General features: G+C 62.3%; 16 protein-coding genes. 9 read left to right on the top strand and 7 right to left on the bottom strand.

Features of this window, described 5'->3' with window-relative positions:
* Window positions 1–12 precede the first annotated feature (12 nt).
* Both FVF58_RS10080 and FVF58_RS10075 read left to right on the top strand, forming a co-directional pair.
* A complete protein-coding gene (locus tag FVF58_RS10080) occupies window positions 13–1,179 on the top strand; it encodes a 2-aminoethylphosphonate--pyruvate transaminase (protein ID WP_246217004.1) in 1,167 nt (388 codons plus the stop codon).
* 117 nt (window positions 1,180–1,296) lie between these two features.
* Complete coding sequence (locus tag FVF58_RS10075; protein WP_149669754.1) at window positions 1,297–2,685, top strand: FAD-dependent oxidoreductase; 1,389 nt, start codon at window positions 1,297–1,299, stop codon at window positions 2,683–2,685.
* A gap of 57 nt (window positions 2,686–2,742) precedes the next feature.
* Here the strand turns inward: FVF58_RS10075 and FVF58_RS10070 are convergent, their stop codons facing one another.
* The 4 genes from FVF58_RS10070 to FVF58_RS10055 all read right to left on the bottom strand — a co-directional run bounded on the left by FVF58_RS10070 (window position 2,743) and on the right by FVF58_RS10055 (window position 6,261).
* A complete protein-coding gene (locus FVF58_RS10070; protein WP_149669753.1) occupies window positions 2,743–3,471 on the bottom strand; it encodes a phosphonate utilization associated transcriptional regulator in 729 nt (242 codons plus the stop codon).
* 96 nt (window positions 3,472–3,567) lie between these two features.
* Window positions 3,568–3,870, bottom strand: a complete 303-nt coding sequence (locus FVF58_RS54690; protein WP_149669859.1) for a YitT family protein — start codon at window positions 3,868–3,870, stop codon at window positions 3,568–3,570.
* A 203-nt stretch (window positions 3,871–4,073) separates the two neighbouring features.
* Window positions 4,074–4,481: a PPC domain-containing DNA-binding protein gene (locus tag FVF58_RS10060; protein ID WP_149669752.1), complete on the bottom strand. Its 408-nt coding sequence runs from the start codon at window positions 4,479–4,481 to the stop codon at window positions 4,074–4,076.
* Window positions 4,482–4,710: 229 nt separating this feature from the next.
* Window positions 4,711–6,261: a bifunctional AfsR/SARP family transcriptional regulator/alpha/beta hydrolase gene (locus tag FVF58_RS10055; RefSeq protein ID WP_149669751.1), complete on the bottom strand. Its 1,551-nt coding sequence runs from the start codon at window positions 6,259–6,261 to the stop codon at window positions 4,711–4,713.
* Window positions 6,262–6,379: 118 nt separating this feature from the next.
* Here FVF58_RS10055 and FVF58_RS10050 point away from each other — a divergent pair, with 118 nt between their 5' ends.
* Complete coding sequence (locus FVF58_RS10050) at window positions 6,380–7,762, top strand: NAD(P)/FAD-dependent oxidoreductase (RefSeq protein ID WP_149669750.1); 1,383 nt, start codon at window positions 6,380–6,382, stop codon at window positions 7,760–7,762.
* Between the two features lie 123 nt (window positions 7,763–7,885).
* Here the strand turns inward: FVF58_RS10050 and FVF58_RS10045 are convergent, their stop codons facing one another.
* Window positions 7,886–8,791 carry a LysR substrate-binding domain-containing protein gene (locus FVF58_RS10045; RefSeq protein ID WP_149669749.1) on the bottom strand — a complete coding sequence of 302 codons (906 nt, stop codon included), beginning with the start codon at window positions 8,789–8,791 and terminating at the stop codon, window positions 7,886–7,888.
* A gap of 125 nt (window positions 8,792–8,916) precedes the next feature.
* On the opposite strand from FVF58_RS10045, the gene phnX reads away from it, so the two are divergent.
* Both phnX and FVF58_RS10035 read left to right on the top strand, forming a co-directional pair.
* On the top strand, window positions 8,917–9,807 hold the full coding sequence (gene phnX, locus FVF58_RS10040; protein ID WP_149669748.1) for a phosphonoacetaldehyde hydrolase: 891 nt from the start codon (window positions 8,917–8,919) through the stop codon (window positions 9,805–9,807).
* A 97-nt stretch (window positions 9,808–9,904) separates the two neighbouring features.
* Window positions 9,905–11,350 (top strand): MFS transporter, encoded by a 1,446-nt coding sequence (locus FVF58_RS10035; RefSeq protein ID WP_246217003.1) that lies wholly within the window; start codon window positions 9,905–9,907, stop codon window positions 11,348–11,350.
* A 25-nt stretch (window positions 11,351–11,375) separates the two neighbouring features.
* Here the strand turns inward: FVF58_RS10035 and FVF58_RS10030 are convergent, their stop codons facing one another.
* Window positions 11,376–12,296 carry an AEC family transporter gene (locus FVF58_RS10030; protein ID WP_149669747.1) on the bottom strand — a complete coding sequence of 307 codons (921 nt, stop codon included), beginning with the start codon at window positions 12,294–12,296 and terminating at the stop codon, window positions 11,376–11,378.
* A gap of 536 nt (window positions 12,297–12,832) precedes the next feature.
* Between FVF58_RS10030 and FVF58_RS10025 the strand changes: the two genes are divergently transcribed.
* The 3 genes from FVF58_RS10025 (at window position 12,833) to FVF58_RS10015 (ending at window position 16,098) form a co-directional block, all read left to right on the top strand.
* Entirely contained in the window at window positions 12,833–14,566 is a 1,734-nt protein-coding gene (locus FVF58_RS10025) for an IlvD/Edd family dehydratase (protein ID WP_149669746.1), read from the top strand.
* A gap of 349 nt (window positions 14,567–14,915) precedes the next feature.
* Complete coding sequence (locus FVF58_RS10020) at window positions 14,916–15,455, top strand: FadR/GntR family transcriptional regulator (protein ID WP_246217002.1); 540 nt, start codon at window positions 14,916–14,918, stop codon at window positions 15,453–15,455.
* Window positions 15,456–15,549: 94 nt separating this feature from the next.
* Window positions 15,550–16,098, top strand: a complete 549-nt coding sequence (locus FVF58_RS10015) for a glutathione peroxidase (protein ID WP_149669744.1) — start codon at window positions 15,550–15,552, stop codon at window positions 16,096–16,098.
* A 48-nt stretch (window positions 16,099–16,146) separates the two neighbouring features.
* Here the strand turns inward: FVF58_RS10015 and FVF58_RS10010 are convergent, their stop codons facing one another.
* The gene (locus FVF58_RS10010) at window positions 16,147–17,544 is read right to left on the bottom strand and encodes an MFS transporter (protein ID WP_149669743.1); all 1,398 of its coding nucleotides are present in this window, start codon (window positions 17,542–17,544) and stop codon (window positions 16,147–16,149) included.
* 617 nt (window positions 17,545–18,161) lie between these two features.
* Here FVF58_RS10010 and FVF58_RS10005 point away from each other — a divergent pair.
* Window positions 18,162–19,115, top strand: a complete 954-nt coding sequence (locus FVF58_RS10005) for a 2-hydroxyacid dehydrogenase (RefSeq protein WP_149669742.1) — start codon at window positions 18,162–18,164, stop codon at window positions 19,113–19,115.
* Window positions 19,116–19,273 lie beyond the last annotated feature (158 nt).

Genomic DNA, 19,273 nt, shown 5'->3' with positions numbered 1-19,273 from the left:
CAAGGAGAGACCGTGAAAAGTGCCGCGAAAGACACCCTGACCAATGCCGGAAACCCGCCGAGCCAGCCGATTCTGCTCACGCCCGGTCCGCTCACGACTTCAGATCGCACGCGTCAGGCGATGCTGCGCGACTGGGGGTCGTGGGACGGCGACTTCAATCAGATCACCGCGCGCATCCGCAAGGAAACGCTGCGGATCGTGCACGGCGAGGCGACGCACGAATGCGTGCCGTTGCAGGGCAGTGGGACGTTTTCGGTGGAAGCCGCAATCGGCACTATCGTGCCGCGCGATGGACACGTGCTTGTGCCGAACAACGGCGCGTATTGCCAGCGTATCGCGAAGATCTGCCGCGCGCTCGGCCGGCGTTACCGCACGCTCGACTACTCCGAGGATGCGCAGGTCAAAGCCGCTGACGTCGACCGCGCCTTGGCCGCCGACCCGAGCATTACCCATGTCGCGCTCGTTCATTGCGAGACGGGCGCGGGTGTGCTCAATCCATTGCATGAAATTGCGGTGGTGGTCGCGAAACACGGGCGCAGTTTGATCGTCGATGCAATGAGTTCGTTCGGCGCAATCGAGATCGACGCGCGCAAGACGCCGTTCGACGCCGTGATCGCCGCGTCGGGCAAGTGTCTCGAAGGGGTGCCGGGAATGGGCTTCGTGATCGTGCGGCGCAGTACGCTGGAGCGCTGCGAAGGCAATAGCCCTTCGCTCGCAATGGACCTCTACGATCAATGGGCCTACATGAACCGCACGATGCAATGGCGCTTCACGCCGCCGACGCATGTCGTCGCGGCACTCGATGAAGCGATTGCGCAATACGTGGAAGAGGGCGGCCTCGAAGCGCGTGGCGCACGTTATGCACGTAATTGCCGCGCGCTGATTGCGGGAATGGCGGAGTTGGGATTCCGGCCCTTCCTCGATCAATCGATTCAGGCGCCGATCATCGTGACCTTCCATGCGCCCGACGATCCTGCCTATGACTTTAAGAGGTTCTATCAGGAAGTGAAGTCGCGCGGCTACATCCTGTACCCAGGCAAGCTGACCCAGATCGAAACATTCCGTGTCGGCTGTATCGGGCATTTCGGTGAAGCGGGCATTCCCGGGGCTGTCGCCGCGATTGCCGATACCTTGAAGGCGATGGGCATTACCCAGGTGTCGCCCAAGGCGATCGCGTAGTGGCGTAGGGCGGGAAAACGTTTCGGTTAACTGAAGAATGCCGGCGTGCGGAGACTCGTTCAAGCGCGAGTCTTTTCCGCGCCGGCACGGCTAATCCACTTTACTGCGGCTAAAACCATGCGACCGTTCTGGATCGAACAGGCACTTTTCGCCGATGGCTCATTAGCGCCGGCGTTACAAGGCAACACGACCGCCGATGTGTGCATCGTCGGCGGCGGTTTTACCGGTTTGTGGACGGCCATTCAGGCGAAGCTGCTGAAGCCCGACCTGGATATCGTGATCATTGAAAGCGATCTGTGCGGCGCTGGCGCGAGTGGGCGTAACGGCGGATGCATGCTCACGTGGTCGGCGAAATTCTTCACGTTGCGGCGCCTTTTCGGCGAAGCGGAGGCCGTGCGGCTCGTCAAGGCGTCGGAGGCGGCGGTGTACCGGATTCGCGACTTCTGCGGCCGCAATGGCATCGACGCGGAACTGCGCATGGACGGCACGCTTTATACGGCGACGTCGCGCGCGCAAATCGGTGTGCTCGATCCGGTGATTGCGGCGTTGCGCGAGCACGGCATTCATTCGTATCAGCATCTGCGGCCGGAAGAAGTCGCCCGGCGATCCGGCTCGGCGCGCAACCTGGGCGGCGTGTTCTCGCCCGTTGCGGCCACCGTGCATCCGGGCAAGCTGGTACGCGGGCTGAGGCGCGTCGCGCTCGGCATGGGCATACGCATCTACGAACGCACGCCGATGCTCGATTTCGCGGGTGGCGAGCGCGTGAGCGTTCGCACGCCGGCGGGCAGCGTGACGGCCGGCAAACTCGTGCTGGCGATCAACGCATGGATGGCGAGCCGCTTCAAACAGTTCGAACGGACGCTCGCGATCGTGTCGAGCGACATGATCGTCACTGAGAAGTGTCCGGAACTGCTCGAAAGCACGGGGCTCACAGACGGCGTCTCGGTGCTCGATTCGCGCATCTTCGTGTACTACTACCGCAGCACGCCCGACGGACGCCTGATGATCGGCAAGGGCGGCAACACCTTCGCGTGGCGCGGCAGGATTGCGCCGGTGTTCGATCAGCGCTCGCCTTACGAAGCCGATCTGACGCGTGGATTGCATGCGTTTTTCCCGGCGCTGCGCGACGTGGCGGTGACGGCGAGCTGGAACGGTCCATCGGATCGCTCGGTGACGGGCTTTCCGTTTTTCGGGCAGCTAGACGATGCGCCGAACGTGTTCTATGGCTTCGGTTATTCGGGCAATGGCGTCGGACCCACCTATATGGGCGGGCAGATTCTGTCGTCACTGGTGCTCGGGCTCGATAACGAATGGACGCGCAGTCCATTGACGCGTGGCCCGCTCGGGCATTTCCCGCCAGAACCGATCCGCTACGTTGGCTCGATTACCGTACGCAATGCGATTCGCCGCAAGGAGCGGGCAGAGGATGAAGACCGTGAGCCGTGGCTCGTCGACCGCTGGTTGAGCCGGTTCGCGAGCGCTGCGGGAAAGTCGGATAAAGCTTGAGCGCTCGCGCCATGACCGTTTGGGCGATGTGCACGAGCGTCGGCGCGGTGGGCCTCGTCAGGTCTGCGTGAGTGCCGTCGATGACGGTCCCGTGGACGCGGCCCAGTGCTCATGTGCGCGCCGCATTCTGCCAAGACCGTGCGCGACGTGCTCGCGCACCAGCGCGACCGCTTGCGCTTCGTCTCCGGCGGCAAGCGCATTCACGATCTTCTCGTGTTCGGCGACGGATTCGCTCAACGCGCTGAGGTCCGCTTCAAGCGCTGCCTGACGCAGCAGCCCGAGCTGACGCACCAGATGCCGGTAGGTCCCGGTCAGATGCTGATTGCCGACACCGGCAACCATCGCATCGTGCAGTTGGACGTTCAGTGCCGTATAGCGCGCGATATCGCGTGTTTTTCTTGCTGCTTTCATCGCCACGATGATGGCTTTGAGCGCGGCCAGCGTCTGGGGCGTCATATGGTTCGCGAGCCTGCGTGCGACGGATTCGTCCAGCATCGCGCGTACTTCGTAGATCTCTTCCGCTTCGCGAAGCGAGACGATCCGTACCATGACGCCGCGGTTCTTTTCGGTCTTGAGCAGGCCGGCCTGTTCCAGAGCGCGAAACGCCTCGCGCAGCGGGCCACGTGAGACGTTCAGCCGCGTGGCGATTTCCACTTCGTTGAGTTTTTCACCTGGCGCGAATTCGCCGGACACGATGCTGCGTTCCAGGCTTTCCTGCACAAGCATCGCAAGCGAGTGCCGTTGAAGCAGTTCGATGGCGGTAGTCGAAGACTCGTTGCTGCTCATATCAGGGTGGCACGTCGAAGGGATGAAGGGACGATCCCCAGACGTTAATATGCGTCGTTGCCGACTGTCAACAATCTCCGTGGTGTTCCTCCGCTGTTACCCGCCACGCTGCCAGCGACTGCCCAATTGCATAACCCAATCAACTCCTTTTCCTGCGAGGAATATCGCGGTCAGGGTGGCCAACATACTTGCCCACCCAAGAAAAGCCCCGGAAATCACGATCACCGAGGTATTCAAGAGAAGTGAAAGTTGGCCGATGCTAAAACGTGGGTACCTGCGAGACAGCACCACGCAGAGGATATCCATCCCGCCGGTGGATCCACGACACATCAGGATCACGGCAATCGCTGCGCCGTTCAGCAAGCCCCCGAGCAGCGCTCCGAGGACTAGCCCATGAATGCCCGGTACGCCTAAATCGGCAACCCATTAACGCCTTGGGATTGACCTGCAACACGGTCGGCCGGTTTATAGGCACGAGGCCTTCTTGTCTCCACCGTGAGGAGTGGTCCAGACGGATGAGATTGATCTATGAATCGAACCGTCAACCGATCTTGCTAAATCGGGGAAGTCCTGATGAGCGTGAGTGCCGGAAAGTTCGACCTCTACTCCGGAGGCGGTTCACTTCGTATCACCAGTTCCATGAACCCTGAGCTCAAGTCGTACTCCCGGGAGAAGCGATGTTCGGGAAGAAGCGCCAACAATATCTCCGCGGTTGTACGGACCGCGCAGCCGTGTGCCACATGACCGCCGAACACTCGACCGCGCGGGTCGGCAACCGACATGTGCAAGTGCGCTCCATCAGATGATATGGATCCGGCGAGCGTCAGGATTTCCAGATTGTCACGCAGTTCGGTCGGATCGTCGTTCCCGGCAAATCGCAATTGGGCGACGCTGAGGCTTCCGATGCCCTGGATGACGAAGGCAGCTCTCAACTTGCGCTGACGCAGCACGTCTTCGAGGGCGAGACGCAGATCGTCGCCGGGAGAGAGGCGCAAAGGATGTGCTTGCATCGCACGGTTCCAGGTTGGGGACTCGGTGACAGGTTAAGGCGGATCGGGGTCGGCGGCAATTGAGTGCAAGCCTGGCCACGATCGGGCACCCGGAGAGTGGTTAGCGATTAGCACTCGATCGGCCGGTTCGCATGGATATCGGACCATTACCGCGCGTCGGTACGGCGGATTTCCTCTGAATCGTACTCGGCCCCAGCTGGCGCCTTGTGCCGCATCTCCCGCTCACAGTTTACCCAGCGAGACTGCCGACAAATCGCCTGATGTTGTCAAGGACGGGTTGCTGATCGCCCGCGAAGGCCCAGTGATCGGCGCCGTCGAGTTCGACGAATCGCGCCTGCGCGATGTGGCTGGCGAGATGCCGGCCGGCGCCGATGCGAACGGCGCGGTCATCGTGACGATGCAGCACCAGGGTCGGCATCGAAATTCGGCCCAGGAGATGTCGCACGTCCATATCGCGTAACGCCTCGAGCACGCCCTTGATGGCTCCCGGGCTCGACGCCGCGCGAAGCAAGCCTGCCCACCAGGCTCTCGTCTGAGGATCGCCCGACAGACTCGGCGCGAACGTCTCAATGCCCGCGGGCCCGCCCCAAACTGCGACGAGTTGCTGCAGCCACCAGTCATATTGACCAGCCTCCAGTGCGTGGGAATAGTCGTGCGTTGCGCTCCCTTTGGCCAACGAGGCGAACAGAATGAGGCCAGCGACGCGATCGGGGTGATCGACGGCAAACTTGATGCATGCCGGTCCGCCCTCTGACGCGCCGAACAGCACGACCCGGCGGCTGCCGGCGGCGTCGAGCACGGTGCCGATATCCTGCGCGGTCGCGTCGACGCTCGGATTGAACCCGACCCGGTCGGAAAGCCCGATGCCGCGACGATCGAGCAAGATGAGACGACCCATCCCGGCGAGGGAGGACAGGAACGCCCGGCAGCGGGGCTCCTCCCACACCCGTTCGACGTGGGACACGAAACCGGGCAGCACCAGAACATCAATGTGGCCGGCGCCGTAGGTCTGGAATGCAAGATGGACGCCGCCACCGCGGACGTAACGCGTCGGCGGCGGTTCCTCGATCGGCAACGTTGCGCCGGCGTTCAGCAGCGCGCGGGTCTCGGCTTCCGGGGCCACGTTGAACTCGTCGCGAAGGCGCTGCGTCAGGGCTTCGAGGTGCCGCTGGGCCGTGGCCCGGTCTCCGGCGAGCAGAAGGTTGCGGATCAGGTGACGGCCGTACACTTCGCTGAGCGGATCGAGCTCGACAAGACGGCCGGCGTGCGCGGCCGCGGCCGCGAAATCGCCGCCCGCATTCTTGTCGTGTACCACGCGCTCGAGCGCCTGGATCGCCCGGCCTCGCAAGGCCTCCCGGCGAAAGAAAGCCCATTCGTCAAACTGCGGGCAGTCGCCGGGCGAAAAACCTTCGAGAAAGTCGCCGAGATAATGGCGGCATGCCCGCTCGAACTCGCCGCGGTCGCAGGCTTGCTCGAACAGTTGGGAATCCACCTGCAGAATGATCGCTGCCGACCATCGAACGGTTGACCGGTCGGTGGTGAGAACGCCGTCGCCAAGCGTAAGCTGGAGGCGATGCAGCAGACGCCGCAGCCGCGCGCGTACAACTTCTTCGCCGTCTTCCGGCCACAACATCGCGGCGAAGACGTCGCGCCCGACTGAGCCCTTCGCTTCGGCCAGATAGACCAGCAAGGCCAGGCCTTTGCGCAAGGCCAACTGGCACAGCCGGTCGTCCCGACGGATCTCCGGAAATCCAAGCGTCCGCACGCTGAACAGAGCCATGGCGAGGCGACCCTCAATGACGGCGTCCGGGGGACGCTCAGGGGACGAGGCAATCCTACCATTCCCTGCAGATGATGGTCGCTGCACTCGTTGCGACCGATCGAACTGGAGGATTGCCATGAAGAACCTGGGTGAGCATGCGATCGTAATCGGCGCCAGCGTGAGCGGGCTGCTGGCTGCCCGCGTATTGTCGGATTTCTATACCATCGTCACCGTGCTCGAACGCGATGCGTTTCCGGCAGCGGACACACCGCGCAAGGGCGTGCCACAGGGTCGTCATACCCATGGGCTCCTTGCGCGCGGCAGCGCGGTGCTCGAGGAATTCTTCCCCGGATATAACAACGAGGTCGTCGCGCAAAGCGGTGGCTTGATCGGTGATGTAGCCAACGATGTGATCTGGATAGGTCGCAACGTCAGGCTTGCTAACGGCGCGAGCGACCTGAGCGGTCTGCTTGCGAGCCGTCCTGTGCTTGAGGGCCATCTACGCCGAAGGCTCGTGAGGTTGCCGAACGTGCGCGTCATGGAAAGTTGCGCGGTGCAAGGTCTTGCGACCGACCCCGGTCGCAGGAGCGTGACCGGTGTACGCACATGTGTCGAGGGCAAGCAGGAAGAGATCATCAACGCGGACCTTGTCGTTGATGCGACTGGCCGTGGCTCATCCAGCGCGGCGTGGCTCGGCGAACTCGGCTACCCACCTCCCGCCGATGAGAAGGTCGAGATCGGCATCTGCTATATGACCCGTACCTATCGACGTCGTCCGACTGATCTCGATGGTAAGCAGGGTATCGTTGTCGCAGGTAGTGCGCCGAACTGGCGCAACGGCGTCATGCTCGCGCAGGAAAACGACAGCTGGATCGTCAGTACCGGCGGTTTTCTTGGCGACGACGCACCCGACAACGACCAGGGCTTTCTCGCGTATCTGGCGACGCTGCCGACCATGGAGATTCACGACGTTGTCGCAAGAGCGGAGCCGCTAACCGATTACAGGCGCTACCGCTACGTGTCCAACCTGCGCCGGCGGTATGAGAAGCTCGCACGCTTCCCCGGCAATTACCTCGTTTTCGGCGACGCCATCTGCAGCTTCAATCCTGTCTACGGGCAGGGCATGACGGTCGCGGCAGAGGAAGCGCTGACGCTGCAGCGGTGCCTGCGCGCGGGTTCGAACGATCTTGCACGTCGCTTCTTCAGGGCGGCCGCGAAGATCGTCGATATTCCGTGGGACATCGCGGTTGGCAACGACCTCCGCCATCCACAAGTCAAGGGCGCGCGCCCGCCGATGCTGCGTTTCATCAACTGGTACATTGGCAAGCTTCACGTCGCCGCGACGCGCGACAGCACGCTGTCGACCGCGTTTCTGAAGGTTGTAAACCTGATGATGCCGCCGTCGTCGCTGCTCAGCCCTGCGATCGTCAGGCGGGTCTGGCAGGGCAACAGGCGGCCCGTGCTATCGGTTCGCTCGCCTGCAATCGAAGCAGCGAGGCGCAGTAGCGGATCGTCATGACCGGGCGTCGCGCTGTTGAGCGGCGCAGGCGTCTAACGCGTGCGCCAGAAAGTAGACCACTACACCTGTCGAGGGCGAAGCAAATACATGAGTTCTTTGCGCGGATTGGCGAATCGCCATTAGCTACATGGAAGGAATCTGCATTGGTCGGGCGCTCAAGGCTAGTTGGCCAAGCGCCGACACGGCCTCAAAAAATGATGCGACCAATCGACTCTCGCGCCGCTCGCGAAGACAGCACACGTGGATATGCGTCGTCACAGGGTCGCCGTCTATTCTCACCGCCCTCAGACGCTCGTCCGGCACATATTCCGATTTCGACACCGTACCCACTCCGAGTCCACGTGCCACGGCTTCGCGCAACGCCTCGCGGCTGCCTATCTCCATCGCCACGCGCGGGCGTGCGCCGATTTCGTGCAGTGCATCCTCCAGCGCCTTACGCGTCGTAGATCCGGGCTCGCGCATCAGCAACGGCTCGTCAGCCAGTTCGGGCAGCGTGATCGAACCGCGTCGCGCGAACGGATGACTCGCATGGACAAACGCAATCACCGGATAGCTCGCGTACGGCCGCATCGCATACCGCTCGTCCGCGAACGACCTCGCAATCACGCCTACGTCGCAAGCGTACTGGTCCAGAGCGCGCAGCACGATCTCCGAATTGCCAAGCGTCACCGAGACCCGGATCTGTGGATGCATCACGTGATAGGCCTCGATCATCTCGGTCACATGAAACGGACCGACCGCGCCAATCTTCAGCGAGCCGTGCCGCAGTGCGCAGCTATCGCGCAGTAACGAAGAGGCGTCGGTTTCCAGTGCGCTGATTTGCCGCGCCAACGGAAGAAAGCCTAGCCCAATCGCAGAGAGCTCGATGCGCCGGCCGCGCCGGTAGAAGAGTTCCACTCCATGTTCCTGCTCGAGCGCCTGGATCTGCGACGTGATCGTGGTTTGGCTGGTGGAGAGCGCACGGGCGGCGGCCGTGAAGCCGCCATGCTGAACCACCGCGATGAATGCGCGAATTTGCGTCAAGGTCATGATGGTTCATCCATCGAAGATTTCGTTAGAACCATTGGGTATCAACGGGTATTTCCATCATAGCCGCGTCACCTGTCAAATTTATTCTACGGTTCGCACCTCCTTGTCATTTTCTCTATACGAGCATGAAGCAGCTAATCGGTAAGCCTTGCGCAGATGGTCTGCGTTCTCATCACCGCGCATACAGCGGTCCTGTCACTGCGGCGATCTTCGACTGGGCCGGCACCGTCCTCGATTTCGGTAGCATCGCGCCGGTCGTGTCGTTTCGTCAGGTATTCGAAGACGCCGGTGTACCGATCTCCGAAGCGGAAGCGCGCGCACCGATGGGCGCCGCGAAGCGCGAGCACGTCGCGCTGATCCTGCAGAACCCCGCGGTGCGCTCGCGCTTTCAGACCGCGCGCGGCCGGGCGCCAAACGAGCACGATATCGACACGCTGTACTCCGACTTTCTGCGCGAGGACGAACTCAACGTCACGCGGCACAGCGCTCTGATTCCAGGTGCGCTGGAAACGATTGCGGCGCTACGCTCGCGTGGTATCCGCATTGGCAGTACGACCGGCTATCCACGCGAAGTGATGGCCAATCTCGCGCCCGTCGCGGCAAGTCTGGGCTATCGGCCCGATCACTGCTGCACCGTCAGCGATGTTGCGCGCGGCCGTCCGTGGCCTGATATGTGCCTTGCGAACGCGTTGGCACTGGGTGTGCCGGACGTGCGCAGTTGCGTGGTAATCGACGACAGTCCGACCGGCTTGCAGGCGGGCCTCGCTGCCGGCATGTGGACCGTGGGCATTGCCGCGAGCGGAAACGAAGTGGGCCTGCCGCTCGACGCGTGGCTCGACCTCGACGACGCGCAGCGTGCCGCCCTTGTCGAACCGGCACGTGAGCGGCTCGCGCGTGTCGGCGCACACTTCGTGATAGACAGCATCGCCGACTTGTTGCCGGTGATCGAAGCGATCGAAGCACACCTCGCTGCTTCCGCCTGCCCCGAAAACGTTCCACAGGGAACAGCTTCGTGAGCGCCAGGCGGCGCGCAATCGACTGCGGATTTGTTACGTTTCGACTTCGGGCAATCCTTGCCTGCTGTCATCGATCACTGGTAATCAGGAATCCTGTATGACCCCGCAAGTTACCATCAAAACAGATGCTCTCACACGGCTCGACAATATGCCGTGGACGCGCTTTCACACGCTGATGCTGATCGCGCTCGGGGTGGGGTGGGCACTCGACTCGTTCGAAACCAACATCATCGGCAGCGTGTTCGGCGTGCTGAAAGCACAGTGGCATCTGAGCGCAGCGGAAGGCTCACTCGCCGTGAGCGTCTGGGTATTCGGCACGCTGGTTGGCGCGATCGCCTTTGGCTACCTGGCCGATCGTTTCGGCCGCAAAAAACTGTTTCTCGCGACCTTGCTGTGGTACGCGCTCTTCAGCGTGGCCACAGTCGTCTCGTGGAACTACGACTCGTTCCTGTTCTTTCGCGCGATGACCGCGCTCGCGGTTGGCGGCGAATATTCAGCCGTGACCGCAACGATGGGCGAGTTCATGCCGATGCGCCAGCGCGGCAAGACAGATTCGCTGATTCTCGCAGGCTTTCCGGTGGGGGCGCTTCTTTCCGCGGCGGTTTCATACTTCGTGCTGAACCACCTGCGCCCCGACTTGTCGTGGCGCGTGGGTTTCGGCTTCGGCACGACGATGGCATTGTTGTTCTTCTGGATTCGCCGGGTGATTCCCGAGTCGCCGCGCTGGCTGTTGCAGCAGGGCCGCGTGGACGAGGCGGAGGCCATCGTCGAGGCGATCGCCTGCAGTGCACAGCGCGCCGGCAGCCCGCGGTCCGTGTGCGATGCGGCCGCGCGCCGTTATGCGGGCACGGGCATCGTGACTGCGCGTCCGACCTTCTGGCGTAACGCGCGCGAGCTTTTCGGCGCGTACCGTCTGCGCTGCGGTCTCGCGAGCGCGCTGAATTTCTCGCAGGCGGCGATCGTGTATGGCGTGCTTACGCTGATGGCGCTCGTGATTCTTCCGTACATGAAAGTGCCGGCCGCGGATATGCCGCTCTACTACCTTTACGGGAATGCCGCCGCGCTGCTGGGAGGCATTGCCGCCGCGGTACTGGTGCAAGCATGGGGCCGACGCCCGTCGCTATTCTTCGGCTATACGTTCACAACGCTTGCGATCATTGTGATTTACGCGATGCACACGCTGGCGGGCATGGTGCTGGGCTACTGCCTGATCCAGTTTGGCGTGACCTGGGCGTATATCTCGGGCTACGTGGTGTCGTCGGAAATCCTGCCCACGCGGATCCGCGCGAGCGGGCTGGGGGTCTCCGTCGCCATCGGCCGGCTGGGCGCGGTGATTGCGCCGCTGATGCTGACCAGGATGTATGCGGCGTCGGGTACGCCGTCCGCGGCGCTCGTCGGGCTGCTGGTTCTGGCGATACCTGGACCGCTTGCAGCCGCGCTATGGTGGTTGTGGGGCCACGAGACGCGTGACCTTTCGCTTGAGGAAGGCAGCGTTCAAGAGGCTGGCGAGTCATGGCAGAGAACGTCTGCAACCGCGCGATGACACAGACATCGCGGGGGAGAGACCGCTAGAAAATGTGCAGCCAGGCGAGCAGCGTGACGACTGAGAACAGTGTGGTCATCGAGATGACGCCGCTCACGACCGCTTTTTCGACGTCGTATTCAACTGCGAGCACGTATGCGCTCTTCGCGGTCGGCACGGCGGCGCACACCACCGCGGCGACGGTTGCCGTGCGATCGAGCGCCGTCGCCAGGCATAGCAGGTACACCACGAGCGGCACGATTGCCAGCTTGAGCGCGGTCAGTAACGCATAGAGCCTCAGGCGTTGGTGCCGTTCGCTCAGCGTCAGATCAAGCCCGATCGAGAAAAGCGCACAAGGAGTCAACGCTTCGCCCAGAATCGTGAGAAGCGACTTCACCGGTCCCGGCAACGTCACGCCGACGATCGACCAGGTCACTCCGCAAATTGTCGCAAGGATAACGGGGTTGGTCGCGATCTGCCGGATCAGTGCCGCCCCGCGTAAGCTGCGCGAGGTGTCGGGCCGATCGATTTCGAGGAGCACGACCAGCACCGGAAAGATGATTGCGCCGACGAATACCGTCGCAATGGCCGCCGCGAGCACACCGGGTCCGCCGAGCAGGCTCTTCAGTATCGGCAGTGCGACGAAACCGGTGTTGGTCATCGAAACAGCGGCGGCGAGCATCGCGCTCTTTCGCACGCTGGCTCCGCGCGCGATGCGCTCGAATATCATCACGGCCGCAAAGCAGAGCATCGAACCGCCGCCGAACGCGGCAACGAAGCGCCAGTCGAGAAGCGAGTGAAGCGTCTCGTCCGCGATCGTCAGAAACACTAACGCTGGCATCGCGACGTAATAGGCGAAGCGCATCAGCGGCGCGGCCAATTCCCGCGATATGTATCCGGAGACGCCGGCAAGCCACCCCGCCAGGATGATCGCGAAGATCGGAAGGATGGTGCCGGCGAGATGCATAACGACCTCCGTGACGAGCGGACGCCTGGGCGAGAATGAACGCCATTATCCGTGAAAGCTTCGCGCGAAGTCGGTCGAGGGCGGTGGGCTGAACTTCGACGCGGCGCTTCATTTGCATTCCGAGGCTCGGCTGCTCCCACAGCCGGCGGCAACGAACAGGCGACCGCCAGCGCATACGTGAGGAAGACGCATACGCGCATGCTGCGCGCATTCGCGCAACGCCCGGACGTCAAAGCCCTGAGTCGCCGGCAAGCTGCAGCGGGGTTCAACGGCCCCCACCCTGGCTTCATACCAAAACCGATATCAATACCGCCAAAAATTTAATTGGAAAGATATCAACCTGCTCCGTACACTTCAGCATTCCCATAAATTGAGCAACAGCTTTCCGTGACCCGCATTTCAAAGTCTGGCGACGACAGAGCGAGCGCGGAACACGCTGTCGCCATCCGCTTAACCGTCGAATCGCCGGTCGCGCCGCGCCGGTTCGGTTCAACTGGCCGGTGCTGTGTCCCGGCATGTGCATCAAGGAAATAGGCATGTCGGAAAAAAAGCGGAAACTGCGCTCAGCTGAATGGTTCGGCACAGCTGACAAGAACGGCTTCATGTATCGAAGCTGGATGAAGAATCAGGGCATTCCGGACCATGAGTTCGACGGTCGCCCGGTCATCGGCATCTGCAACACCTGGTCGGAGCTCACGCCGTGCAACGCGCACTTTCGCAAGCTCGCCGAGCACGTGAAACGCGGCATCTACGAAGCCGGCGGCTTCCCCGTCGAATTCCCCGTGTTTTCGAACGGCGAATCGAATCTGCGTCCCACTGCGATGCTCACGCGCAATCTCGCGGCGATGGATGTCGAAGAGGCGATCCGCGGCAATCCGATCGACGCGGTCGTGCTCCTCACCGGCTGCGACAAGACCACGCCCGCGTTGCTGATGGGCGCGGCAAGCTGCGACGTGCCGGCGATCGTCGTCACCGGCGGCCCGATGCTGAACGGCAAACTGGACGGCAAGGACATCGGCTCGGGCACGGCCGTATGGCAACTGCACGAATCGCTGAAGGCAGGCGAGATCAACCTGCATCAATTCCTGTCGGCCGAGGCAGGCATGTCGCGCTCGGCGGGCACCTGCAACACGATGGGCACCGCGTCGACGATGGCTTGCATGGCCGAAGCGCTCGGCACGTCGCTGCCGCACAATGCTGCGATTCCGGCTGTCGATTCGCGCCGCTACGTGCTCGCGCATATGTCAGGAATCCGTATCGTCGAGATGGCCCACGAAGACCTCAAGCTGTCGAAGATCCTCACGCGTGAAGCCTTCATGAACGCCATTCGCACCAATGCCGCGATCGGCGGGTCGACCAATGCGGTAATTCATCTGAAGGCGATCGCGGGCCGCATCGGCGTCGAACTCGAACTCGACGACTGGGTGCGTATCGGACGAGACACGCCGACGATCGTCGACCTGATGCCGTCGGGCCGTTTCCTGATGGAAGAGTTCTATTACGCAGGCGGTTTGCCGGCCGTGCTGCGCCGGCTCGGCGAAGCCGACCTGCTGCCGCACCCGGACGCGCTGACCGTGAACGGGAAGTCGTTGTGGGAGAACGTCAGGGACGCGCCGAACACCAACGACGAAGTCATCCGGCAGATCGACAAGCCGCTCGTCGCCGATGGCGGCATCCGTGTGCTGCGCGGCAATCTCGCGCCGCGCGGCGCGGTGCTCAAGCCGTCGGCGGCCACGCCCGAACTGCTGAAGCATCGCGGACGCGCGGTGGTGTTCGAGAACCTTGAGCATTACAAGGCGCGCATCGTCGACGAAGCGCTCGATGTCGACGCCAACTCCGTGCTCGTGATGAAGAACTGCGGCCCGAAGGGTTATCCGGGCATGGCTGAAGTCGGCAACATGGGACTGCCGCCGAAGCTGCTGCGTCAGGGCGTGAAGGACATGGTGCGGATTTCGGACGCGCGCATGAGCGGTACCGCCTACGGCACCGTCGTCCTGCACGTGACGCCGGAAGCAGCGGCGGGCGGTCCGTTGGCGGCGGTGCAGGATGGCGACTGGATCGAACTCGATTGCGACGCCGGCACGCTGCATCTGGATATCAGCGACGCGGAACTGGAGCGGCGCATGGCGCAACACGTGCCGCCACAGCCGCCGAATGGCGGCGGCTACCAGCGCCTTTACGTCGATCACGTGCTGCAGGCCGATGAAGGATGCGACCTCGATTTCCTCGTCGGTTGCCGTGGTGCTACGGTGCCGCGTCATTCTCACTGAGGCGACTGGCGTCGCGCAATCGCTGACGCTGTCGAGATGACTTAGTCTGCTCCAGGATGGACTTCCGCCCGTAGGTGGATACAGTACGACCTTTACAGCGATGGGGATGATCTCCACACGCACAAAGGCAAATATTCTGATGGTGAATCGGTGAAAGTTTCAGGGCAATCTCCCCTGAAACTTGTTACCTGGATAGCGCGAGACTCAGCGAGGAAAGAAGCCGCAATGGAGTATTGCAAAGAGAAAGAATAAAAGATGCTTTTGCGTAAGTTTTAATTTTGATGGGCTGGGGCAGAGCGGAGATTTTTCCTTCACACACAAGCAACTCACCGGCAAGCGCCTGATTGAAGTGATCGGCACACGCGTGCTGCCGTTCTCCGACTGGAATCTGCCCGACCGCGACGTGCTCGCGTGGAGGCTCAACGCGCAGTTCGATTCGAAGATCGTCGAGGACATCTTCGAAGTGCGCCTGTGCTTCGAGCCCCGCGCCTGTTTTCTGGCGGCGCGGCATGACGGCGACGAAGACCTGCAGTTGATCGAGCGCCGCTATCGCGAACTGGCGAATGCGTATGCGTCTCCCGCGGCGCAGTCGGATGTGCGCGCGGTGGGCGAAGCGGTGCTGGGGTTTCACATGGCGATCATCGCGATGTCGCCGAACGGCACGTTCATCACGATCGGCAGCGCGATCAAGGCGGCGCTGCGCGTCTCCTCGGAGATTCCGCTGCGCCAGGCCGCGCGGCCCAGCGAAGACATCGAATTGCACGACGACGTGTGTTGCCGGATCGTCGCACGCGAACCGGAAGCCGCGTCCGCCGCGATGACGCGCCTGCTCGCGGCGTCGCGCGAAAGAATGCTGAGGTACACGATCACGCCGAAAGACTCCGATTGACCGACAGCGCTTCTGCCGAACCGCAGCGGATCGGTTAAGCTTGACAGCTTCGCCGTTCGTCTCGCGGGCGGACCATTTTCAACGAGGAGGCTCCATGGCAGAAGCGTTATTCGATATTCCGCTGAAGGCAATCGACGGTAGCGCAACCAGTCTTGCCGACTATCGTGGCAAGGTGCTGCTGGTCGTCAACGTCGCGTCGAAATGCGGACTCACGCCGCAATACAGCGGCCTCGAAGCGCTGTATCAGGACAAGCGCGCGTCGGGTCTGGAAGTGCTCGCATTTCCCGCCAACAATTTCAAGGGCCAGGAGCCGGGCAGCGACAGCGAGATCGCCGCGTTTTGCAGCACGAGTTATGACGTGCATTTCCCGCTCTTTTCGAAAATCTCCGTGCTCGGCGACGATCGGCATCCGCTGTACGCGCGCCTCGTTCAAGCGCAACCCGACGCGACAGGTGAAGGACCGTTCCGCGAAAGACTGAAGGGCTACGGCGTCGATCCGGCAAATCGCACGGACGTGTTGTGGAATTTCGAAAAATTTCTGATCGGCCGCAATGGCGAGGTGGTCGGTCGGTTTGCGCCCGATGTGACCGCGGACGATCCGCGTCTGGTCGCCGCGATCGACGCCGAACTGGCGAAGGCGTAACGAACGGCGTGGCCGCGAGGGCCACGCCGAGTCAGGGACCCTGCCAGTTTAGTTGCGTTGCTGCGGCCTGTTGCGCTCGTCCTGAACGTCGATCGGCTCGACCACGCTGACCAGCAGCAACAGGCACAGCAGTGACGTTCCGACCATATACATGAACACGCTGGTCCAGCTATAGCGATCCAGCAGAATGCCGACCGCCAACGGTGCGCATGCGCCGCCGATCTGACCCAGGCAATTCACGATGCCGAATGCGGTCGGATATGTGGATTTGGTCGCGAGCCCCATCGGATACGCGGAGTAGCCGGCGAAGCCGATTCCGAGCATGAGCCCCGAAATCAGCAGCGTGATGCCCAGATAGGCGGCGCTATCCGGCGCGTCGATCAGCATCGCCATCATGATCACGGTGCCGAGCGCGCCGAGCATCATCATCGGTTTGCGCCGGCCGCCGAGCAGCCGATCCGAGATCACGCCGCCGAGCATGTTGCCGGCCACCGCGCCGAGAAACGGCGCGGACGCGAGAAAGCCCATTTTCACGGACGCAAAGCCCTTTACCGTGACCAGATAGGTCGGAATCCACGACATGAAGATGTTGCTGATGCCGATCATGCAGCCATAGCCGAGCGCCACGCCGAGAATATTCCACGAGCGGAAAACCTGGCGCAGGGTCTCGAGTTGCGGCACGCGCTTCGTGCGATTGATTGCGTCGAGATACGGGATGCGCGCTGTCTGCGTGGCGTGCGGTGCGGCTTTGTCGCTGCGGTTGGCGGGCATGCCGTCGAGAATGTAGCGCTGCTCGGCGGGTGAGCAGAAGCGGTTCTCGCTGGGCGAGTTCGTCACCAGCACCATCCACGCGATTGCGAACAGGATGCCCGGAATCGCGAACACGAAGAAGATCTCCCGCCATCCCCACAACTGGATCACGAGGATGCACACGGAAGGCACGATCAACGGTCCAAGCTTGGATGCGGCGATCCACAAGCCCGTGGCCGTGCCTTTTTCCCGAGCGGGAAACCAGCGGTTGATTACGTTCGTGCAGCCGATTCCGAGCGGACCCTCGGACAACCCCAACCCGACGCGGTAGGCCTGCAGCAGAAAGACCGACGAGGTGGTGCCCATGAGGCCGGTAAACACCGACGTGAGGATCACGAAGACCGCGAACAGGAAGCCGGTTGTTTTTTCGCTGAGCCGCTTATAGACGAGTCCGACCGGAATCTGCACGAAGCCGTAGGCGAACGAGAACAGACTGACGATGACCCCGGCCTGCGTGTTGCTGATGCCATATTCCTTCTTCAGGAACGGCAGCGCGATGCCGAAGTTCGCGCGATCGGCGCACGCGATCGCCCAGATGCAGAATATGAGCCCCATCACGACCCAGCGATGGTTCGTGCGTTTGTCAGTGAGCAAGCCCGCCTTGGCGGATCTCACCACCCCTTCAGCATTGTTCATTTGAATTCCTCCCAATGCACCGGCATCGGCGCTGGATTGCCTGATGACGGATGCCGTCTCCGATGTTCGAGCTTGCCTGCGAGGGTTCGCCTGATGCTGGCGGCCCGGTCTGGATGAATTGCGCGGCGCCGCTTCAGCGCGCGACGGCGCGTTCGGCGCCGCGCGGGAAGCGGCGCCAGAGACGGCGCTGGCCCGCGTGACGGCAAGCCGGATGGGAGGGGGATGAAGCAGGATCGTGACGCTGTTTCACGCTGTTGTCTCCGTCTGAATTGAAAGGCTCTTTTATGTTCTTCTAGCCGCAATGAGCACTTCAGCAATCGGCATGCGTGCTGTTTTTGTTGTTTGCGTCGACCGCGGAAATCCTCTTCCGACGCTACGAATTGTGGCGACGCGGAAATAGGGCGTCCAATCTTATATTGCTATTACTTGATGCCCGGATTGAATCGATGAAAGCACGCAAGCATCGAGCGCCGATTCGTGGATCAACTGATAGCGTTTTGGGATTGGACGTGACCCTTGAAAAAGATGATGATCCGCCGATGTCGCGATGGCAGGCGTGCGCCGAAGAGGGCGCGCAACCGGTCCGCGGAGTCAACGATCAACAAGGAGCGCGTGAATTGAAGCCGAGCATTTTGCAACTGAACCCGATCCTCGTCCCGGCCATCAACGCCAAACTGGCCGAGTTGTACACGATGCATCGCCTGTTCGAACAGGATGATAAGGATGCCTATATCCGCGAGCATGGTGCGTCGATCCGAGGGGTGATCACAGGCGGACATACCGGCATCTCGAACGATCTGGTCGAACGCCTGCCGGCTCTGGAAGTGATCGCCGTCAACGGCGTGGGCACGGATGCGGTCGACCTCGACTTCGCGCGGGCGCGCGGCATTCCGGTGACGGCGACGTTCGGTGCGTTGACCGAGGACGTCGCGGACCTCGCACTCGGCTTGATGCTCGCGGTCTGCCGCGAAATCTGCCCGGGCAACACGTTCGTGAAAACAGGAAACTGGCAGAAGAACCCGCATCCGGGTGCGTTGCCGCTGTCGCATCGTTTCAGCGGCAAGCGTGTCGGCATCGTCGGCATGGGCAAGGTTGGCCGCGCGATTGCGCAGCGCGCGTCCGCGTTCGGATGCCCGATCACATACACGGATTTGCGCGCGATGGACGACGTACCGCATCGGTTCGTCGGCGATCTTCTGTCGCTCGCGCGTGGTTGCGACATCCTGGTGCTGGCCGCCGCCGCCGATAAAGCGCAAGGCATCGTCAACGCCGCCGTGCTCGACGCGTTGGGCAAGGACGGCTATCTGGTGAATATCGCGCGCGGCAAGCTGGTGGTGGAAAGCGATCTGGTGGAAGCGTTGTCTCATGGCGTGATCGCGGGCGCGGGCCTCGACGTGTTCGTCGACGAGCCGAACGTGCCGGCCGCGCTGCTCGACATGGATCGCGTGGTGTTGCAGGCGCATCGTGCGAGCGCGACTATCGAGTCGCGCACGGCGATGGGCGAAATGGTGATGGCGAGCCTCGCGCAGGCGTTGGCTGGACAGCGACCTGAAGGCAGCTTGACGACGTAACCGGCACCCGTCGCCGCGCGCTCCAGTCGCGCGGTGATGGCCGAGGTGCCGGCAGCGTTGATAGCAGCCAAGTTAGCAGCCGTGACGGCACACCGCGAAGGAATCGCGCCGAAGGGAACCCGGCCACGCCAGGTTCCCTTTTTCTCATGTTCGAAGAA

Origin of the sequence: Paraburkholderia panacisoli (assembly GCF_008369935.1) — a bacterium.
Classification (GTDB): domain Bacteria; phylum Pseudomonadota; class Gammaproteobacteria; order Burkholderiales; family Burkholderiaceae; genus Paraburkholderia; species Paraburkholderia panacisoli.
This window is presented reverse-complemented; position numbering and strand designations above follow the sequence as displayed.